Origin of the sequence: Bremerella sp. TYQ1 (genome assembly GCF_020150455.1) — a bacterium.
Lineage (GTDB): Bacteria > Planctomycetota > Planctomycetia > Pirellulales > Pirellulaceae > Bremerella > Bremerella volcania_A.
In genome coordinates this window covers 5,660,205-5,680,589 of sequence record NZ_CP083740.1, presented here as the reverse complement: position 1 = coordinate 5,680,589, position 20,385 = coordinate 5,660,205, and the positions used below count along the sequence as shown (strand labels likewise).

Below are 20,385 nucleotides of genomic sequence, written 5' to 3'. Positions count from 1 at the left end.
ATTGGCTTGGTCGATCACGCCATGCGGCCGTCGTCAGCAATTACGGCCGCATGGTATGTTTCGCCGGTTCCGTAGGCGTTGAACTTCTGCAGAAACAGGGGACCAGCGCCGCGTAGCTTGAATTCGCCTGATTTGTAACTCTTCACGGTAATCGGGCCATTGGCACGAACGGCGAAGACCAGCATGGCGATAAAGCAAAGAAACCCGCCAAAACCAAACCAGCCATTTTCGGTATAAGCGGCCAGCGAGATCATCCCCACAAGCCCCGCTAGAGAAAGGACGAAGTACAGCCAGTTCATTCGTAGCTTGAAGGAACAGTCGTGGCAAACCGAGTACTCGACATGGCACTTCTTCCGCGTCACCAGGTAGACAATCAGAAAGATCAACAGCTGTAGCAGCACCAGCAAATAGATCGCCGGATGCACCCAGTAGAGGTCTTTCTTCTTACGACCAAAACTATCGTTTTCCGATAACTGCTCGCCACATTTCACGCATGCATGCGGCAGAATGATCTTGTCTTTGCCAAGAATATGCTGCCCTTGAACTTCGTAGGCACCTGGGACCACTGTGATGGTCTCGCCGGGGGTGGTAGGGGAAGCAAATGGATTGGTGCTGTTCTCGCCGAACGCCATCTTGTATAACCCTCTGCGCAGGGGGAAACGGATAAAGGTAGCGGCAAGTTTAGCGATTTTCTAAGCGAGAATCGAACACCAAATGCCCCTCTACCGATGAAATCTTTCCTCTTATCTGCTATACCAGATGGAATCCATTCTCAGAGTTGCTGAAACCCTTTCCCATTAGTGCACCATCAATATGTCGATCGAACTACGCCATCGTATCTTTGAACAGCTCGACCAACTTGTTCTGATTGACCCTCACACGCACATCAATGCGTTGGATCCTTCCTCCCATACGCTGGCCGACATTCTCGGGTACCACTACTACACCGAGCTCGCCCATTCGGCTGGCATGCCCAAGGAGCGAATCGAAGAAGAAGGGATCTCGCCAAAGGAGAAAGTGGGCCGGTTGATCGAGAATCTTGGACCGATCAGCAACACGATCCAGTACAGCTGGTTCATCGAGATGGCTCAAAAGCTGCTCGATTTCGACGGCGATACGATTGATTCCAGCAACTGGGAATCGTTCTACGACGACGCCGAGCAAAAAATGTCGGCCGACAACTGGACCGAAACCGTTTTCAGCAAAAGCCGCCTGGAAAGCGTCTTTCTGACGAACGATTTCGACGATCCACTAGAAGGCTTCGACAGCACGAAATACATTCCGTGCCTCCGAACGGACGACTTGGTGTTTCACCTGTCCGATGCTCGCACGAAGATGCGTTTGTACGAAGCCACCAACATTGAAGTGAGCGACGTTAAGTCGGCTCGTGAAGCGATCGGCAAACTGTTCGACCACTTCACCCGCCGCAACGCGAAGGCCTGTGCGATTTCGCTGCCTCCGACGTTCGCGCCTACGAAAGTCTCCGACGCACGTGCCGATACCGCATTGGCAAACATTTTCGCCCATGGTCCAAGTGCTGACGAAGATGATCAACGTGCCGTCAGCAACTTCATTTTCTGGACGTTGGCCGAGAACTGTCAGAGCTACAAGCTGCCGTTCGACTTGATGATCGGCGTCAATCGTAAAGTCTTCCCCGCCGGTGTTTACCAAGGGCAAGATCTTTACGATAGCCGCGTTTCGCTGATTCAGTACAAAGATCTGCTCAACGCATTCCCAGACGTCACGTTCCCGATCTCAGTTCTGGCAAGCGTGACCAATCAGGAGTTGGTCAGCTATTCGTGGATCTTCCCGAATGTCGTCGCCAACGGTCACTGGTGGTACAGCAACACGCCAACGTTCATCCAGCAAGACTGTGCCAGCCGCCTGGAAGCGATTCCGCGAACCAAGCAGATCGGCTATTACAGCGACATGTACAAGATGGAGTTCGCATTGCCGAAGTTCGCCATGTACAAACGAATCCTCGCTAAAGTGCTAGCCGAGAACTTCGTTATCGACCGCAATTGGTCGGAAGAGTCGGCCATCGAGCTCGGCACTCAGCTGCTGCGAGGCAACGTCGAAACGATCTTCAGCGTCGGCGAGTAAACACCTCTCAAATTCGCACTTCCTGGGTAGCCTGTGGTTGCTTGCAACCCAGGAAGCGTCGCGAACCGAGGTAAATCTATCGGATTGCTGGTACGCAGTGACCTCGATTCGGCTCCGCCTCCCAAAGGTTGCAAGCAACGTGGGCAACCCGTTGTGGATCGAAAGAAGTGCTGGGTTCGGGAAAAGTTTCTCCACCGACCGAGATCAGCGCAACCTATTCACCAGAAAAGACTTGCGACATACCACAAGTCTTTTCTCATCCTGGTTCGCGGGCGTTTTGGACATTTTTTCTCCGCCATGGCGAACCTTTTCTGGTCCCTGGGCATCTACCCGGGTATCCCTGCTGACGGTTATTTAATCGCACGCTGGGGGAATCTTTGTTGTTGCCTAGCTGATTTAGGCGATTTAAGATTCAAGATCCACGTACCTGGAAGGTGCTTGGATTTCAAACTTCCACTTCATAGTTCTCTCACTGCGCGTAGACGCGTAGGAGGATGAAACAATGCGTTCCAACATCATCAACATTCGCGCCAATTTTGCCGCCGTCGTCGCCCGCGTTGCCGTGGTCGCCGTTGATGTTATTCGCAATGCAGCATCCGCCACCGGTCTGCGCCTCTATGGCCATACATGGCAATACGGGACGAAAACGTGGGGCAAACAAAGCCCACCCAAACCGTCCGACTGTTTGCCGTGTGATGCTCTGCGATGTCTTGGCGGCGGCCTATTACTAGGCAGTACCCCGTCAATGTCGCTCTCGATGCGATTCCGAATGGAGGAATCGCTGGGCCTGATACCCAGAAGCTGAAGGACTTAAACCCAAGCACTACCGCTAGGGTTGGTCCCGCACAATTCGCGAAGCTTCTGAGACGCTAGGCCCCCGAGAGCCCGAGTTGTCCTGTTTTGATGCGCCTTTTACTTCCGCATCTATTCCCAGGTCTCAACTCGTCGCCGGGTTCCTTTTGCCATGTGCATTGTCGTCGATGCCGCCGCATGCACTCATTTCGCCAGAACTGCCCTGAATATATACGTCTGGAAACTATGATGAACGGAAACTTGTACAACGATGAACGAGATCGGATCGTCGATCTGGTCCTTGCAGCTCAAAACGGTGATCGCGACGCTTTCGGTCAGCTGGTAGAAATCTTCCAGCCGGTCGTCTTCGCCATCGCTTTGAAGCGTCTGCGTCACTACTGGGAAGCCCAGGAATTGGCTCAAGACGTCTTCATCCAGGCGATGCAGAAGCTGGACCAGTTGCGTGAACCGGCTGCCTTCCCAGGCTGGTTGCGTTCGATCGCGGCCCGGATGGCCATCAACCGGGCAGTTCGTCGGCCGCACGATTTCGCTACGGAACCAGAAGCCTTGGCTTCGGTCTGTGTCGAAAACGAAACGCCGCTGCACGCAATTCTGGAAGTCGAACGCCGGGATAACCTGGCCGTAGGAATGGGACGTCTCGGCGAAATGGACCGAGATACGCTCCGAGCCTTCTACGTCGACGGACAGTCGTTGCGAGAAATGAGCGACGAATTCGAAGCACCGATCGGAACGATCAAGCGTCGTTTGCACGTCGCTCGTAAGCGTCTGGCCAAGGAGATGGAAGAACTGGAAGCGGTCGCCGTTTAGGCGACCAACACCACCTTCCATCGCGTAACAAGAATGAGTTGACCGCGCCCTTGGGTTCACCCTCCGAGCCCAAGGGCGTTTTTATGCGCGGTGACCTGCGGACCAATCTATCAGCGTTTAACCTGGTGCAGCAGGAAAGTTACGAACTTCAATGATCGTTCGAATATCCATGGGTGCCATGCCCACGTCGGCGTGGGCATGTCTTCCAATGGTCAGAACACGAATGTTATACACCTGATTTAACGGCGATTTACTCAAACAAAATCATGTCCTTCGATGCCAAAGCATGCCCACGATGACGAGGGCATGGCACCCAGATATTTAGCACGTTGTGATCGCCTCGGACGCATCTCGCACTACGTAATCGCCATCGCATCGGAGTAGTACTTTAAAGTCTCTTTCAGCGGATGCCACTTTCGCCCGCTCATCAGGCTAAGATCGGCGAACCACTGTTTGCCGTCGATGGTTTCGACCATCATTCGGTTTCGTGGGACGAACGTCACTTTGCGGATCTCGTGCCAGGCAAACGCGTACCCGATCCATTGATTGTCTTGCTGAAACTTCGCACGAAGCCCTTCGTCGTTAAGCTGCATCGGGAAACGTTTCCACGCGCGACGCCAGCGGACAGTGTGATTGATGACGGTTGCCACGCAGCTGATTGTCATGAAACCAAGCAGTCCATGACCGATAAGAAACGGCGTGCTGATCGTTCCCATGCCGGGCTGTACAGCCGCGTTTAGCCAGATCAGGCCAAATATCAAAGCCAATGCGCCGGCAATAATCAATTGAAACGATTCTTTGGACGCGACCTCATGATCGCTTACATGAAACTCACGATACTCGATCGATGAAACCGCAGCGGGGGAGGCGAACGGATTTTCGGGAGCCTCGTTACTCATCGCTAGGTGGTCAGCGGAATTTCAGATTCGCAGAAGGCCTGATACTTGGCAGCCAACTGCTCCATGGCGTTTTTTCCCTCGGCCCGAGCGAACTGAATGCGTGACCGTCGGATGACTCCCTTTTCCAAGTGCAATGCGAAAAGAGGGATCGTTACTTCCACGGTTTCCTCGTTGGTCCGTTCCGCTTGGATCGCGGGACAGTCTCCCGGGTAAGCGAAGACGGCGTACTGAACCGCGTCGAGACAACCGATAGCAGCAACCATCGGATCGCTGAGCTGGGCGAGATTCTCTGGCCCCAGCCCCGGCGGGTTCCACTCGAGCTGTTTGTTCATGGTGATCACCGAGTTGGCATCGTTGAACTGAACTTTCAACGCCATCTGGGCATCGGAATCGAGCGTCGACGTTTGGCGGGAAAGAATCAGCTCAACGCCATCCAAGTCAGGCAGCACTCGCGAATAGATCTCCGTCGAGAGTTCGTCCTTATCGGAAGTGTACCGCTCGACTAAATCGTTGCCGCGAACGTAAAACTCGTCACGCGTTCCGATTCCTTCCAAGTTCCATTCCATCACCTGCCAGTTTTTTGGCTGGGTAACGTACTTGGCATTCATGCGGTTGGGATACGCCGCGACCGAAAGCTGGAATGTATCGGTCTTGCAGCGGTGAATGACGTCGTAATCGGAGATCCAAATCGAGTTGCTCATGGGCTCGATTTTGTTCGATGGGATGGAATGCCGAAAGACCACGGCAAGAAATAAAAAACCCCGTCACTCACCGAGGTGAGTTGACGGGGCCGGAACAGAGAAGAGGCCGAAGTTGATGCGTCGCGAAATCACTCTCGCGAGGCGGGTATGTGCGGTATTTCACCGCTGTTCCGGGAATGATGTAGTCGATGATACCAAAAATCGGCAGGGTGTCCACAATAATTTGCCAAGTTTCTTGCGAAACCGATTGGTCTCAGCGACTTGCCTATTTTATGAAGCAAAGCAGGGTGGAAAGCAAGTATCCAACTGGCAAATTTCATGGTAAAACCGCAGCCGACATCTTGAGATTCTTCGTGCTTCTAATGCCCCCAAGAAAGGAACGTAATGTCTTCCTATCTAAAGAGTTGCGAAACTGCCGCAAGGGCTGCCGGTGAGGTCCTTTCCCAGTGGCGGGGGCGATTTAACGTCCGCGAAAAAGGCAAGTCCGATCTCGTCACCGATGCCGACGACGCCGCTCAAAAGGTGATCGAAGAGATCCTGACGAGCGATTTCCCTGACTTCGAGTTCCTCGGCGAGGAAGGACCAGCCGGATTATCCCGTAAAACCGGCAGTGATTTCTGCTGGATTGTCGACCCCCTGGACGGCACGATGAACTACGTCCACGGGCTACCTAATTACGCCGTTTCGATTGGCCTCTCGCAAGCCGGAAAGGTAATCGCAGGCGTGGTTTACGACCCCGTCTTCGACCGCTGTTTCAAAGCCGAAAAAGGGGAGGGGGCCTACCTGAATGACGAGAAAATCGAAGTCAGCACTGCCCAAACGCTCGATGAAGCATTGATCGCATTCAGCTTTCCCACCACCGTCGATAAGGGCTCACAGGTCATCGACGACTTCATCAACGTTTTGACCAAGTGTCAAGGGATTCGCCGCCTCGGATCTGCGGCCCTGAATTTGGCTTATGTAGCCGCTGGACACATGGACGCCTATTGGGCGGCTTTCAACAAGCCTTGGGACGTCGCTGCAGGGGCCATTTTGGTGGAGGAAGCCGGGGGAGTGGTGCGGGGTTTCGGTGATCAGCCGTTTGACATCCAAAATCCTAAGATCGTTGCAACCGCTACCCCCCAACTACAGGCAGATCTTCAGGCCCAAATCGAGACTTCTTAGCCAGTGGGGCATATTTGGCCTCCGCGACGGGTATCCTGACAGTTGCGGGTGGTATAATTGGTGCGACTGTCATTTATTTCGCAGTTTTCGTAGATCCATGACCCTAACCATTCAAGGCAAACCGTCATGGGTTAATAGACTAGATTACGAAGCCAAGCAGCGAGACGATACGCGAGCGGTGGGAATCGTGAACCAAATGACGATAGGCTCCGTCCCTGCTCCTACGTACAGGACACTATCTCCTAGGCAGACATCCGCCGCTTGGCCTATGCCCCAAGTACCTGTGGGCACCTTTTCAGACTCCTCCTTTTCCGGATACTTCTCGACTTCATGAACACCGCGTGCCGCGAACATCGTTCCGCACTGCCGGGGATCAGCTTTCGAAGCTGGTCACGCGCATGCCGCATCGCGCTGCTGGTGTTTGCTGCTCTGGGACTTTGCCTGACCGCCTCCGACGCATTCGCCCAGGCAACCACTCCGGCACCGAAGATCGAAGAACGCGCGCCTGGTCTGTATTACTTCCCGATCGAAGATAGCGTGATCGGAGAGAATGGCCCGCTCGAACGCGTGATCGACTTCCCCGCCGAAGAGTTCCGAAAGTGGTACAAAGAGTTTTACTCGAACAGTACCCCCAAGAACCTGCCGAAATACTCGCTGGAAGATGTCACCGCCAACATCAGTATCGAAGGTTCTCATGCGTTGCTCGACGTGACGTATGAAGTCGTCCCGCACGCCTCAGGCTGGATTCGCATACCGATCGGGCTACAGCACGCTATCTTCCGCTCGCCTGTCGAAGTCTATCCCGATCTATCAGCTCGCCTCGACCGCCCTAGCGCCAACATGGCCTCCAACGGTTATTCGCTCTGGTGCGAGTTCCCTGATCGAGATCAAGTCTTGCTGTCGCCGGAAGCTAACACGCCGGTCACGTTCCGCGTTCAAGCCCTGCTTCCCCTTTCGGTTCGTAGCGACGAGACCTCGCTGGAAACCAACTTGCCGGCCGACACCAAGTGCGTCGTAAAGCTCGACATTCCGCAGCCCGGGGCCAATGTCTCGCACAAAGGAAGCATGGTCGAAAAAGACCTTCCAGAGCTTCCTCCCATCGGGCACAGCATGAAACTGCTCGAGTTTGCCGGAGGGACGCTGAGCCTAAGCTGGCGATTCGACGAACAAGCGATGTCGGAGCAGCCTGTTTCGTTGAAAGCGAAAGGGCAGATCATTGCCTCGGTCGACGTCGAAGAAACGGTCACCACCGAAGCCACATTGCAGGTCGAAAGCACGACGATTCCGTTCGATTCCTTCATTGTCGAGATCGACGACGACGCGGAGTTTATCCCACCCACCACGTCGACGGCCGACTACACGATTCGCCCTCAGCCAAGCCAAGGCCAGACATTCAGCAATCGGCTTCTGGTCGAACTCGACGAACCGACCAAGGGGCCCAAGTCGGTTACCATCAAAACACGACAAACCGAGCCCGTCCCCGGCGACCGAGGCAAACGTCGCTTTACGATCGGCCAGTTCGATATCGTAGGCTGCGACGTACAAGACGGAACGCTCAGTGTCAGCGCGGCTGGAAACGTACATGTGACATGGGATACCCCGCGCGTCCTTCGCGAACAATCTTCCCGTTCCAGCGATGCGATGACCTATCGCGCCACGTTCTCTTACGACCAGCAACCGGCCACGCTGGTTCTGCATACGCTGCCTATCCAGTCGACCGCGCGCGTCAAATCCGACTACGAACTGTTCGTCGGCAAGCTCAACTCGCAACTGATCGCCAAGCTGTCATATCGTCTCCCCCGAAGCTACAACGACGATTTGATCATCGATTTGAATGGCTGGACAATCGACGCCGTCGACACTCAAGGAGCCGCACTTTGGCAGATTGCCGAAGGAGATGCCGATCAATTGATCTTGCCGTTGGCCAGCGAAACCGGGGCCGAAGCAATGACCAACGCCCCTTATCGAACGATCGAAGTCAACGTCAAAGCACAACGTGATCATGAAGGGGACGCCCCTTCGGAAATTACATTGCCATGGCCGATTCCTCGTGCCGAACCGCTCGGCACCGCGACCGTCACCGCCATTCCCGACGAAAATATCGAGATCCGCTTCCAATCGGAAAAGAGCGAAGGCTTCCAGCTCGATCGAAGTCGTAGCCAGGAAGTGGAACTCTCGGGCGAACGAGGCACGATCGTTCTCCGTGCATCCCCCAATCAAGAGGCGTTGCAACTTGGCTTGAAGCTGACATCGGTCATTCCGCGATTGATCATTGGTTCGACCGCCACAGTGAAACTGGCCGAGGGAAACGACGAAGCCGAAGTCATTCACGAGTTCACGTACGAACCATTCCACAGCTCGCCTGAGAAAGCCGTTTTCAATCTACCTGATAGCGTTTACTTCTTCCAAGTCACAACCGCCGAGATCAACTCGGAAGATGTCGCCGGGCAGAAAGTTGTGCTGGGCGATTCGCAGAACATGGTTTACTCGCTCGCCAACGCGACGCCCCCCTATCGCATCAAGCTGCGGTACAAGCCGCTGCTATCGGAAGTGACCCCAGACAGCGGCGAATACCAACTCGATCTCATGACTCCCAAAGTCGACGCCATGTCGGAAGAGGGAATCGATGTCGACTTCAAGCCGTTGCAACTGACGTTCAATTCGCCACAACCGGTCGACGTGCTTTCCAAGACCGACAATTGGCAATCGTTCCCCAGTTCCGAGGAAGGCCAAACGGTCCAGATCCCTGGCGATCAGTATGGGCAAATTCGATTTGCGGCACCTTTCCTCGTTCCGAAATCGGACGACCGCGTTGTCGTTGACTTCCATTGGCTGCAAGTGGCACTGACTCCCGACGAACGTCGCGATCGGGCCGTCTTCACTCTGCGAACTTCGGCCGATGAACTAGACGTCAAGCTGCCTGCTGGCGCCGAGTCGGTCGAACTGTTCTGGAACGGTACCGAACAGCCATTCACCTTGAAAGACAATCAGCTGAAACTGGAAATCCCCCAGCACAGCGACACCGGACGCGATCGCCTCGAGCTGTGGTACAAGTACCCAGCCGGGGAAGGAGTCGCGTCGTCGATGACGGTCAACTCGCCGGAGATCGAGAACTCGGTGCTCGGCACCAGTCAGCCTGGTCGTGAAGGGGGCTACACCTATTTGCAGTTGATCACCCCTGGCAATTGGCTTGTCCTGTCTGCTTCCAACATGTCCGAAGAAATGGATTGGGCCTGGAACCATGGGCGTTATCGCCGTGCGGCTCGCATGACGCAAAAGCAGTTGGAAAGCCTCGCCAAGACCAACATCACGACCGGCTATCCAGACGGGATGAACCGATCGCTCTACAGCACCATCGGCCCGATCGAAAACGTTCAGATCACGTCGGCAAAGACCAGCTACCTCATGCTGATCTTCTCCGGCGCGGCGTTGGCGATCTTGCTAACCCTCTTCTACTTACCACAAACACGGCATGTCCTGGTATTTGGTGCCGCGGCAATCGTCACCGTTGCACTCGCCGTCGCGTATCCTGACTTCGCGGTTCTCTTGGGCGAGATGTCCACGCTGGGCATCATGCTCGCCATTCTCGGAATTGTGCTGTACCGTCTCGCGTCGTACCGCACTCCGGTCAAGTCGGCCGTCCGGGCACGTTCGTCCAGCGATAGCCAGGCCTCGGTGCCTTCGTCGCCGCCGTCGGCGTCTGGCAATCACTCCGCCATTTCCACCACTTCGATGCCAGCAACGGTACCTTCCAGTGGACAATCTCGATGATCGATTGGTGCTTGCGTAAGCTCGTTCTATCGCTCGCGGCTTGTCTGATGGCAAGCAGTATCGCGATGACATGCGCCGCGCAGGAAACGCCACCTCCGACAAATCTGGAATTCCAACGCGTTTACGTGCCAGAGAATCGATCGAAGGAATGGCCGCGAACCGGCTTCGAGTTCGCTCCGCAGATGAAGCTGGATGATTTTGAACAGCTCATCCGTCAGTTCTCGCAGCAACAAGACGATCGCAAGCAAGATCTCCCTCTGCAAAGTTTGACTTATCGGGCGAGTCTCGATGGTCGCATCCTGCAAGGGACGGCCCAGTTTACGATGGCTGCCAATCAGGATGCCGGGCCAGGGTTTGTTTCTCTGGAAGAATCGAACCTTTTCTACTTCGATCAAACCGAGCGTCTCTCCCCGATGCCTAACTTGTGGGTCGGCGGCAGCGGTGATCGCTCTGGCGTCTTCCTCCAGCGTCCGCAAGAGAATTTCACGCTCGACTGGAGCTACCAGGCTTCCGCTCGAACACAGCAAGAGCTGAACGTCGACTTGCAGTTGCCGTTCGCTCCGAAGATCGACTTCTATCTCGATTTGCCTGCCGATTGGGAAGTGGTGCTGGGTGAAGGGGTGATGTTGGCATCGCCTGAGAAAGAGGAAGGGGAAGCTCCCGTTCTGGAAGAAACCCGCCAATGGCACCTAAGCCCCCAGTGGCAAGGGCGTCTCAGTTTCAAGCTGATTGCCAGCGATCGGCTCTTTCAGACCGATGCCGCTATCGCGACGCAGTCGACGCGTTACATTGTGCAAGACAATCTGTGCGAAGTGACCGCGCAAGTCTCGTTGCAGTCGCCACCGGCGTCGACGCTTGATCTCACCATTCCGGCCGAGTTGACGGTAACGCAAGCGACTGTGAATGGCGAAACGGTCGATTCGCTCGATCTCCAGCAAACGTCCGATCAGCAGCAGATTTTGCGACTGCCGCAAGCGTTGTTCACGATGGGGGAAACGGCAGCCGTTTCGGTCCAAGGGCTTGCTCCGATTTCGATTCGCGATTACTCCCGGATCGATCTACCGATTATCAGCGTGACCTCGCAGCCGACCGAATCGCATGTGGTCGCCGTGCAGCTTGATGAAGGGATTAACCTTTCGTACTGCTCACTTAAGAATGCCCAGCAAGTCGATTTCGTGCCGCACAATTCGCTCGGTCGCTCGAACTTGAAGTTTCGTTTGTTCGACGAAACCGCTCAGATTGGTCTGCAATTGTTCCGCCGTCACGAACCGCTCCGTACAGCACTCGTCCACAAGACAACCGTCAACGACTTAGTCATTCAGTCCGAAAGCGTGATCCGAATTCTCGAAGGAGGTCTGACGACCGACTACATCGAGATTCCGCTGTCGCCCGGCTGGCAAGCGGAATCAATCGTACAGTTCCCTAGCGGTTCGTCGGTGCGATGGGAAGAAACGACGCGGGACGAACAGCGGGTACTCCGAATTGAAAATTCGCCGGAACCGACTGATTTGCAGATCGAACTGCGACGAACCCGCGAGAACGACTTCGGCAATCTCAAAGTGGCCGACTTTCGCCCCTTCGCGTTCCCACCAGGGATTGGCAATACCGAATGGGTCTCGGTAAAACCAGCCCCAGGGTTCGACTTGCAGTTGGAACCGGAAGGGCTGGTGGCTCGCAAGCCGATTGCCGATGCTCCAAGCGATATCAAACGGATGTTTGGCTCGAAGTGGACCATCCCCGCATTCGAGATCCGTGGCCGATCCGACGTTCAGCACTTGATGCGTGTGACACGAAAACGGGCCACCTACGAAGCTGAGATCGACGTCCAGATTCAAGCCACGGAATCGAACACGCAGCAGCAAGCGGCCATTCGCCTGAGCGGTACCGGGCTGATCCCCGAAACGGTTTTTGTTTGGTCGACGCAACCATGGACGCCGGAAGTAAAGTGGACGACCACCGAGCTGGCTCCGATTCGTTGGACGGCGATTACAACATCCTCAGGCGACAATGCCAGCCAGCGTGAACCTTACTCGATCTACGAGCTTCACCTGCCTTCCGATAGTGCGTTTCCATTAACGCTACGAGGGCAGTTCCCTGAATCGAACCAACGATTCGACGCTCCGCTACTGCTGGCGGTTCCGTCGTCTGATTCACAGAGCGGCACGCTCACGATGACAACGCCACAGTCGTGTCACCTCACCGTCGATCCCATCTTGATGCGAAAAGTCTATCTCGATTCGCCGTCGCCATCGCAGTCGGAAGACGTCACGCGACTGGAGTATCGCCCTGACGAGATCCGCCGTTTGGCTGAGAACATCGACGACTTGGTCTTCTGCGATTGGTCAGGCACTCAGCCACTGCCAGGCGTTTTCGCCACGACCGCCGATCACACGTTAAGCATCGAGAATAACGGCACTCAGCGGATGAACTCCGTTTGGAACATCGTCACACAAGATGCCACAAAGGCCACCTTCACGCTGCCAGCCGACGCGACAGTCGATCTTGTCCAGTGGCAAGACGAACCTTGGTCGCACTGGAAACAAACGGGCGACATCGTCGAAGTCGAGATACCGGAGTCATCCGTCTCGGCAAGTCTCGAGTTGCATTATCACGTTTCGCCTGGACCAATTCGTCTGCTTCGCGGCGTCGCGCCATCGTTTGCCGTTTCGCAGTTTCCTACGTCGACCGAGCACGAACATCTGGCGCTGGGAAGTCGACTCGATCGAATTCAATATCCCAGCCCACGCTGGTCGACATTCGGCCGTCGCATGCAGCAAGGACTTTGGTCGGGTCTGTTTCAAGCGGCGTTGTTGTCGATGGAAGAAGCCGATCAAGCTGCTCAGATCGACACCGTCCCTCTCCCGCAAGGAACGCTGTGGATTGTGCATCGCGTTTCCCTGAGTCTGACGGCGATTGCCATTCTGCTGATCGTTTTCTTTGCCGGACTGTACGGTTTCGCTCAGTTCCCACGCCCGTTTTTCATTGCCCTGTTCGTCATCGTCGCGATCACGCCGTGGCTGCCAGATGCAATGGCTCCTCTCACTTCCGCAGGATTTTTAGGAATCGTGCTCGGCGGGATCGGAGCGTTTCTCCGTATTCCGTTCAGCCAATCCCCAACTAACTACACCACTGGGTCGACTGTTACGGTGACCAGCATGTCCCTTTTGTTGGCGGTGTCGCTAGTCACTGAAACAATCGCACCGGCGTCGGCCCAAGAGACAGCGAAGAGCAACGTCGTTTATCCAGTGCTCATTCCGATGGGACCTGACCGAAAGCCGATCGGCCAAGCTTATTTGCCGCTTCCGCTGTACGAGCGTCTTAATGCTCTCTCGGACAAACCGCAAGGAGCACTGCCACAAAGTATTGTGGAAGGAATGCGGTACGAGATCACGTTGATCGATTCCGTGCAGCCAGCCACGGAAATTGCCGTGACGACCCACATCGAAGTGGTGACGCTTAAAACCAATCAAACGGTTCGCATTCCCTTCGACGCCCAGCTCGGCACCGAACTGAGCACGGCGGTCGACCAGTTAAGCACTTCGACCGATAGCGGCAGCATCTTGCCGAATCCTTTCGACACCACTACCAGCGAACTCGTGCTTCCACTGAAAGAAATGGGGCGGCACACGGTGGTGATCAAAAGCAGCTTGCCGGTGATCAGCAGCGGCAGCATGCCCCTTTCGCTGCACATCGAAACCCCTTCTCACATCAGCACGGCCGTTACCATCGCCGACTCGATGAAGATGGGGTCTCCCAAAATCGAGTTCGCCAATCGCGAAGTCTCCATCGAAGCTTCCAATATTCGGCAAACCATTCCGCTCGGCGGTGTCCCTGGTTTCGATCTAAAATGGAAATCGCCGGAACTGCAAACCAAGTTTGAATTTCGCGAACTCGACTTGCTTGAGTTCAACGAGGACGACGTCAACCTCCGCGTTCGGCTCGACTTGACGAGCCGTCCTCAAGAGATGGGTCCCATCTTGCTGGCGGTCGACTCGCGGCTTTCGCTCGACATGCCAGAAACGCTCAACTGGACGGCCGAAGTGCAATCGACAAGTGTCTCCGCTTCGACACGGACGTATGCAATCAGCCTGGCTGAGAAAGAAACGCCGATCGAGAGCATCGATCTTCGCTTCTCGCTGGAAGGGGCGCAGCTTGTTGGGCAGCTCCGATTCCCCAACATCGAAGTCCTCAATGGTTCGCTCCAGCGACGCTGGGTGGCGGTGTCCGCGATCAGCCAGCTGCAAGTTCAAAGTCAGGCTCAATCGCGTGTCAGTATCTTGTCGCAAGACGAGTTCCTGCGGGACTGGGGGGAAGAATCGCCCAACTTCCGCTTCGCCGTTGCCGTGGCCACCATGGAGCCGCTTGACTGGCTTATTTCCACGCGGCCGATTGCCACACGCGGCAATGCCGACCTCCGTTATCGACTCGACTTCGATGCCGACGGTTACAACTTTGAATTAAAAGCACAGATCGAAACCTATTCCGGTCAGGCCAAGCAATATGTTGTGCAGATGATGCCTGACTGCGACGTCGATTCGGTGCAGTACCTTGTCGACGGACTCTTGCGTCCAATCCAATGGCACTATGACCGCGACTCGGGCGAACTAGGCGTGCTGTTGCTGAGTAATGTCAGCGGGCTGCAGGAACTTTCCATCGATGGCCGCTGCTGGCGTTCAACCGAATCGATGAACGTCACCATCGATCCGATCAAGATCCGTGAAGTTCACACGCAGTCTTGCCGCGTCCAAGTCGCACGCGATCACGCGGTGCTGATCCGCTCGCCTCGCTCGAGCAATCTGGTTCCGCTGCAGGAAGAATCGGCCGAGTCGACCGAGGAAGAACTAGTGACCGTCGGGCAGTGGCAACTTGTCGATCCCGATCAACCTACTGTCTGGCAGGTCCTTCCCAACAATGTCGTGATTTCGAGCGACTTGCTGACGATCGTCAATCGCAAGTCCGGCATCTGGAAACTGAAATGGGTCGGCACGCTCGACATTCGAAGCGGCAGCGTTGGATCGCTTCAGTGGCTTGTGCCGAAGGAAATCGAGCTCGACATCGACTCGATCGAAGACTTCCACGTGGAGTCACGTTTGCTACCGGACGATTCCGGATACGTTTACACGCTGGTGCCGAAGTCGCCGCTGCCAGGGCTTTCGGAATTTGAATGGACAGGAACGCTGAAAACGCTTCCTGGGCGTCGGCTGGCGTTCTCTCCGATTCGTTTGATCGGTCAACATCGTGTCAGCCAATGGGTCGCCGTTCCGCGAGAAGTGGACGACCAAGAGGTGCTGTGGTATTCCCAGGCCCTCAATCCCACCACCGCTTCGCTACGCTGGCTGACTGCCAACACGCCGGAATCGCATCAGCTGCTGAGTGCGACGCGGCCAGACTATCGCTGCGAAATGTTCCAGCGTTCTAACCCAACCGGCAAGCCATCGATCACCAGCATGGAAACCACCATTCAAGTCGATACGCGGAAACATGCGTTCGGCTTGACGCGTGTTTCGGTCATGCCGCAAGGCAATCCTTCCATCGATTTCAAACTGCCAAGCTCGGTCGAAATACTGGCCGTCGGCGTCGACTTCGCTCGACAGCACCATGTCGAAAAGAATGACGACACCATCACCATTCCATTGAAGTCGAACAGCCTGCCGCAGGTAGTCGAGATTGCTTTCCGGACCGAGTTGACCAGCTTGCCGGATCAGTTGCAACAATTCCAGCGGCCGACACCCGACTTCTCCAGCAATGTGGAAGAGATGCTTCGCGTCGCGTTGCCTCCGCAATGGACGCTGGAAGGTACGCCTCATCTCGATCGGATGGTTTGGCATCGCGACCAGATTCTAACCGCGTTCGATCTGAAAGATGCTTCGCGCGATACCCAATCCGGGATCGGTTCTTTGGAAATCCAACGCTGGAACAAACTACGAATCGAACAAGCGTTTGCCGTTCTGACGCAGTACCAGGAACTGCTGCGAAAGCGAGGCGAAACGCCTGAACAAACGCGCGACATTATCCGGCAGTTGCTCGGCGACAATGCGGCGGAAGTGGAATCCTGGTCGGTGTCAGATCGAACGACCGGGAACTATGTGCCGAACTCGCTGGCGGCCATTCGCGATGGCCTGGACGATCGGTTCCATTACTTCCGACTTTCGACGATCAGCCCGACGCTAACGGTTCGCCCAGCATCGACACGTACCTATTCGTATTGGCCGCCGCTGATGGCCAGCGTGTTGGCGTTTGCCGCGATCGGCTTGATGCTGGTTCGGCACCCCATCATCGATCGTGTTTCGCACGTGGCTTCCGATTGGATGACGCGTAACCCTCAGATTTGCGGTGTGCTGCTGGGGCTGTTCTGGTGGCTCTTCCTGCCGCCTCATTTCATCGGATTGCTAATCATTGCCGCGGTAGCTTGGGCGTCGTTACCGATCCGCTCAGCGGCTTTGATGACGCGTAGCTAACGTACGTTGCCCGATTATTCTACGCCGTTTAACAGCTAGCACTCGAAGATGCTGACTTCGGGGTAAACCGCCAGGCTTTCGGCTTGGCACATTTCTGCAATTCTGATAGGTTACCGCTTCCTCAGACAGACAATCCGAGCCGGTCGTGAGGAGGATGTGTTTCCAATGACAAGCGAAGCGCAGCCAAACGATCGGCGGCAAACGCTCTCGGCTAAATTCAGCTTTGGCTATTCGGAAGGAGTCCGGCATGAGTCAAGTCAGTCAACGAACATTACCTGTTCATATCCGATGGATGATTCGACGGGATATGCAAGAGGTTCTCGATATTGAAAGCCTCAGCTTCGAGTATGCCTGGAGCGAGGAAGAGTTCGTCAAATGCCTTCGCGAACGAAACTGCATCGGCATGGTCGCCGAGCATGAAGATCGCATCGCCGGCTACATGATCTACGAGATCCTCAACACGCGACTTCACCTGTTGAACCTAGCCGTCGCTCCTTCGATGCGTCGCTTTGGTGTCGGCCGTCAGATGATCGGTAAGTTGGTCTCGAAGCTGACCCACCGTCGTCGCCGTCAGATCTTGCTGGAAGTTCGCGAGACGAACCTGGAAGCCCAGAAGTTTTTCCGCAGTCTCGATTTCAAAGCGATCTCGCTGCTACGTGATTTCTACGAAGACACGACCGAAGATGCCTACTTGATGCAGTACAAGCAATTCGAGCCAGGCGGTTACACCCCAGTCAATCGAATTGCCAAGCTGGCCAGCTAGATGGCTCTGCCGATACGGCAAAACCCAAAACACGATTCAGAATGCCTCGGTCGCTTCTCGAAGTTGCCGAGGCATTTTTTTGCGCCGCTTGGCCACCGACAGAGTGCTGTAATCGGCCCCCTAATTTTCAGCACTCGCTCGCTTTCCATCCATTATAAAAAAGTATTGTACAAGTGTACAACAAATATTCGGGACCTATGCACCAAACATACGTCCTGCGTGCGCCATATTGGGGTGAAACCGGCGTCTGACAAGAGCGAATTTAAGGGCAGAGGGCCTAACCTGGGAAAGATTCCAAGCAGCGCGTACACCCAATTCTTAAAATAGAGATCGGTGAACAGGCTCTTTGAAAACCGATCTACACTTGAACCACTTCATGATGCATCGTCTTTAGATCGACGATTGCGACCGTGTGACGGACCGCACGATACAATGCCCCCGGATTGATCACCCACGTATGCCCCACTTGCCGCACACTGACTTGGTGTGTGTGCCCAAAGCAGATCAGGTCGTATTCTTCCGAGCGTATCATGCGCGTAAGCAGGGCTTTGTCGTCTCCATGGGTCATACCGATACGGCGACCGTCGAGCTCGATGTCGGCAACTTGCCCATAGTACTTCCCACCGACGGCATCGATCTCTTCCTGCAAAACCTCGCGGCTATCGTCGGTGTTTCCGTAGACGTAATGCGTCGGCCATTGCGAGAAAACCTGGACTACTCCGGTACTCCCGATATCGCCACAATGCAAAACTTGTTCTACTGAGAATTCTTCCAGCATGTAGGCGGCCGCTTGGGCGAAGGTTCCATGGCCGTGCGTATCGCTGACAATTCCGATTTGCACTTTGTGTCCCCTCAATTCTGATCATCTCTTGAGCGTCTTCCTTGTACTCTTAACGATTGCCTCCACCTTCCTGGTGGTTCTCTTGGTGCTTTGTTGGCTGCCCAAGCGAACAGAATACACCTTAGTCCAATTTCTTCTAGATCGCACGGCTTTTATCTTACTGAGACTGCTTTGGCGAACTAAGGCCCCCTGCGGCCTTCCGCTGTCTCGCGATCAAGGAGCCGTGATCGTCGCCAACCATCGCAGCAGCGTCGACCCGTTCTTTATCCACCTGGCAGCCAAACGCCGCGTGCGGTGGTTTGTGGCCCGGGAGTATTTTAGCAACCGGTTGTTCGGCTGGTTCCTTCGCGAGACGGGCGCCATCCCCACCCGACGTGGCGGAATCGACAATGCCTCGGTGCGTGAAGCGGCCCGATTATTGAACAACGGCATCTGGGTTGGTGTTCTTCCGGAAGGTCGAATCAACACTACGGACGAGTTCATGTTGCCGGTCCGACCGGGGGCGGCGTTACTAGCACGCAGGGCTAATGTGCCGATCTTGCCGGTCTATATCGATGGGGCTCCATTCGGCAAAAGCGTGATCAGCCCGTTCTTCATGCCAGCGAACGTAGTCATCACTGTCGGCGAACTTTTATACCCCGCAGACTTTGACTCAGACAAAGAAATGATTGCCGCCGCGACCCAAGAAATTGCCCGACTTGCTGGACACGTCGACTACCAACCGCAACTCGCGGGTCGCAACTGGAAGCCGAACCCTAACGAGCCGAATCAGGAATCTTCGTAAAGCAGGCATCGCAGTCTGGAGGCTTCGTTCAAAATCGTCGACTCCACGTCTGCCGCATCAATTCCATCGACATAGAGCGTGCAGATCGGATGCCCTTTTTCGATGACCGTGTCTGGCATTGGAATATCCGCAACCTGATCGGAATATACGGCGAGCACCTTTTCAAGTAACGCCGTGGTGAACGTAAGTCGCCGGTTTGCGTAGACGATTCGTGAACCGCTGGAACCTGATCTTCCACGCGGCAAACGCTCGACTGTTTCCCCCACGCACGCGGCGACATGATAACGCATCAATGGATCGTCACGTTGGCGATCGAACAACGCCATCGATGCTGTCCAGCGCGGATTCACTTCCAACAGCGTTGCCTGATCGGACTCGATATAGTCGATCCCCCACAGCCCAATCATATTGGCTTCGTGATGGATGGCGTCGACCATCTTCCGAATTTCAGACGTACCGACATGGCTTACCAATGTGGCTCCTGCAAACACGAACGGTCCTGGCACTCCATACGTACGTCCCACGTCCAGACGACACCGTCCCAGGATTTGCCAGCCAGCCTTCGTGGAAAGAATGGCTGCCGACATCGGTCTGCCTGAAAGTTTTCGCTGCAAGTAAAACCGACGCGGCAGTTCAGGAAGTGACCGTAGCGTTTCAATCCGCAGGCCTCCGCCAGATTTGAACGGCTTGAGCAACCACTTCTCGCTTCGCCGAGGGTTGACGGGATCGTAGTTGGGGTCGTGTACGCGATGCGTTTCAGGAAACGCGAATTGATGCCGCTCGGCCAAGTCAGCGAGCCAAAATGGATTGCGAACTTTCCAAAGCGTATCGGCCGAGTTTCCAAGCAGTGGACGAATCTTCGACATCTTCCGGACAACGCCACGGTAGTTCTCCGGACCGCCTGCGTAACACCACGCATCGACGCTGGATTCGCTCAGCCACTTTGGTGCAGTCCACGGAAGATTTTTCAGGACACGCACATCGGCAACTTGCCGCGTATCAAAGTCGGTGAACAAGTCGACCACTTCGACTTCTAAGCCTGCTTTGGCACAAGACTGAGCAGCCGCTCGGCAGCTTGCTCCTAAGATTCCGATTCGCTTAACCATGTCGTCGCCGAACTACGTTCCACATTCCGCGCAATCTGAAAGAATTTCCCGACCTCGGGTGAGGTTGTAACCTACTTTTTCAATTAGCAAGGACACTCGTCATCTCTCTCCTTCAGAGAGGTTCACCGCAGAAAGCTGCTCCCTCAATTGTTGCCGAAACGCAACATCGGAACAG

13 protein-coding genes are annotated in these 20,385 nt (G+C 55.2%); 8 read left to right on the top strand and 5 right to left on the bottom strand.

Going from position 1 to position 20,385, the window contains the following annotated elements; all coding sequences use genetic code 11:
• Positions 1-14: 14 nt before the first annotated feature.
• Positions 15-632, bottom strand: coding sequence for a hypothetical protein (locus tag LA756_RS23040; protein WP_224437077.1), 618 nt, complete (start codon positions 630-632; stop codon positions 15-17).
• Positions 633-813: 181 nt separating this feature from the next.
• Between LA756_RS23040 and LA756_RS23035 the strand changes: the two genes are divergently transcribed.
• From LA756_RS23035 to LA756_RS23025, 3 genes are all read left to right on the top strand, one after another.
• Positions 814-2,103: an amidohydrolase gene (locus LA756_RS23035; protein WP_224437076.1), complete on the top strand. Its 1,290-nt coding sequence runs from the start codon at positions 814-816 to the stop codon at positions 2,101-2,103.
• A gap of 502 nt (positions 2,104-2,605) precedes the next feature.
• Positions 2,606-2,908 carry a hypothetical protein gene (locus LA756_RS23030; protein WP_224437075.1) on the top strand — a complete coding sequence of 101 codons (303 nt, stop codon included), beginning with the start codon at positions 2,606-2,608 and terminating at the stop codon, positions 2,906-2,908.
• Between the two features lie 233 nt (positions 2,909-3,141).
• Positions 3,142-3,723 carry an RNA polymerase sigma factor gene (locus LA756_RS23025; RefSeq protein WP_224437074.1) on the top strand — a complete coding sequence of 194 codons (582 nt, stop codon included), beginning with the start codon at positions 3,142-3,144 and terminating at the stop codon, positions 3,721-3,723.
• A 356-nt stretch (positions 3,724-4,079) separates the two neighbouring features.
• Here LA756_RS23025 and LA756_RS23020 read toward each other — a convergent pair whose 3' ends face one another.
• Positions 4,080-4,622, bottom strand: coding sequence for a hypothetical protein (locus LA756_RS23020; RefSeq protein ID WP_224437073.1), 543 nt, complete (start codon positions 4,620-4,622; stop codon positions 4,080-4,082).
• 2 nt (positions 4,623-4,624) lie between these two features.
• Positions 4,625-5,323, bottom strand: a complete 699-nt coding sequence (locus tag LA756_RS23015; protein ID WP_224437072.1) for a hypothetical protein — start codon at positions 5,321-5,323, stop codon at positions 4,625-4,627.
• Between the two features lie 384 nt (positions 5,324-5,707).
• Between LA756_RS23015 and LA756_RS23010 the strand changes: the two genes are divergently transcribed.
• From LA756_RS23010 to rimI, 4 genes are all read left to right on the top strand, one after another.
• Complete coding sequence (locus tag LA756_RS23010) at positions 5,708-6,487, top strand: inositol monophosphatase family protein (RefSeq protein ID WP_224437071.1); 780 nt, start codon at positions 5,708-5,710, stop codon at positions 6,485-6,487.
• Between the two features lie 330 nt (positions 6,488-6,817).
• Positions 6,818-10,258 (top strand): hypothetical protein, encoded by a 3,441-nt coding sequence (locus LA756_RS23005; RefSeq protein WP_224437070.1) that lies wholly within the window; start codon positions 6,818-6,820, stop codon positions 10,256-10,258.
• Complete coding sequence (locus LA756_RS23000; RefSeq protein WP_224437069.1) at positions 10,255-16,716, top strand: hypothetical protein; 6,462 nt, start codon at positions 10,255-10,257, stop codon at positions 16,714-16,716. The genes LA756_RS23005 and LA756_RS23000 overlap by 4 nt, the downstream gene beginning before the upstream one ends.
• Before the next feature lie 247 nt (positions 16,717-16,963).
• The gene (gene rimI / locus LA756_RS22995; protein ID WP_224437068.1) at positions 16,964-17,479 is read left to right on the top strand and encodes a ribosomal protein S18-alanine N-acetyltransferase; all 516 of its coding nucleotides are present in this window, start codon (positions 16,964-16,966) and stop codon (positions 17,477-17,479) included.
• Positions 17,480-17,837: 358 nt separating this feature from the next.
• On the opposite strand, the gene LA756_RS22990 is transcribed toward rimI, so the two are convergent.
• Positions 17,838-18,320: a YfcE family phosphodiesterase gene (locus LA756_RS22990; protein ID WP_224437067.1), complete on the bottom strand. Its 483-nt coding sequence runs from the start codon at positions 18,318-18,320 to the stop codon at positions 17,838-17,840.
• A gap of 223 nt (positions 18,321-18,543) precedes the next feature.
• Between LA756_RS22990 and LA756_RS22985 the strand changes: the two genes are divergently transcribed.
• Positions 18,544-19,104, top strand: a complete 561-nt coding sequence (locus LA756_RS22985; protein WP_261362055.1) for a lysophospholipid acyltransferase family protein — start codon at positions 18,544-18,546, stop codon at positions 19,102-19,104.
• Here the strand turns inward: LA756_RS22985 and LA756_RS22980 are convergent.
• Complete coding sequence (locus LA756_RS22980; RefSeq protein ID WP_224437066.1) at positions 19,089-20,210, bottom strand: ATP-grasp domain-containing protein; 1,122 nt, start codon at positions 20,208-20,210, stop codon at positions 19,089-19,091. The two genes, LA756_RS22985 and LA756_RS22980, sit on opposite strands and share 16 nt — an antisense overlap.
• Between the last annotated feature and the right edge of the window lie 175 nt (positions 20,211-20,385).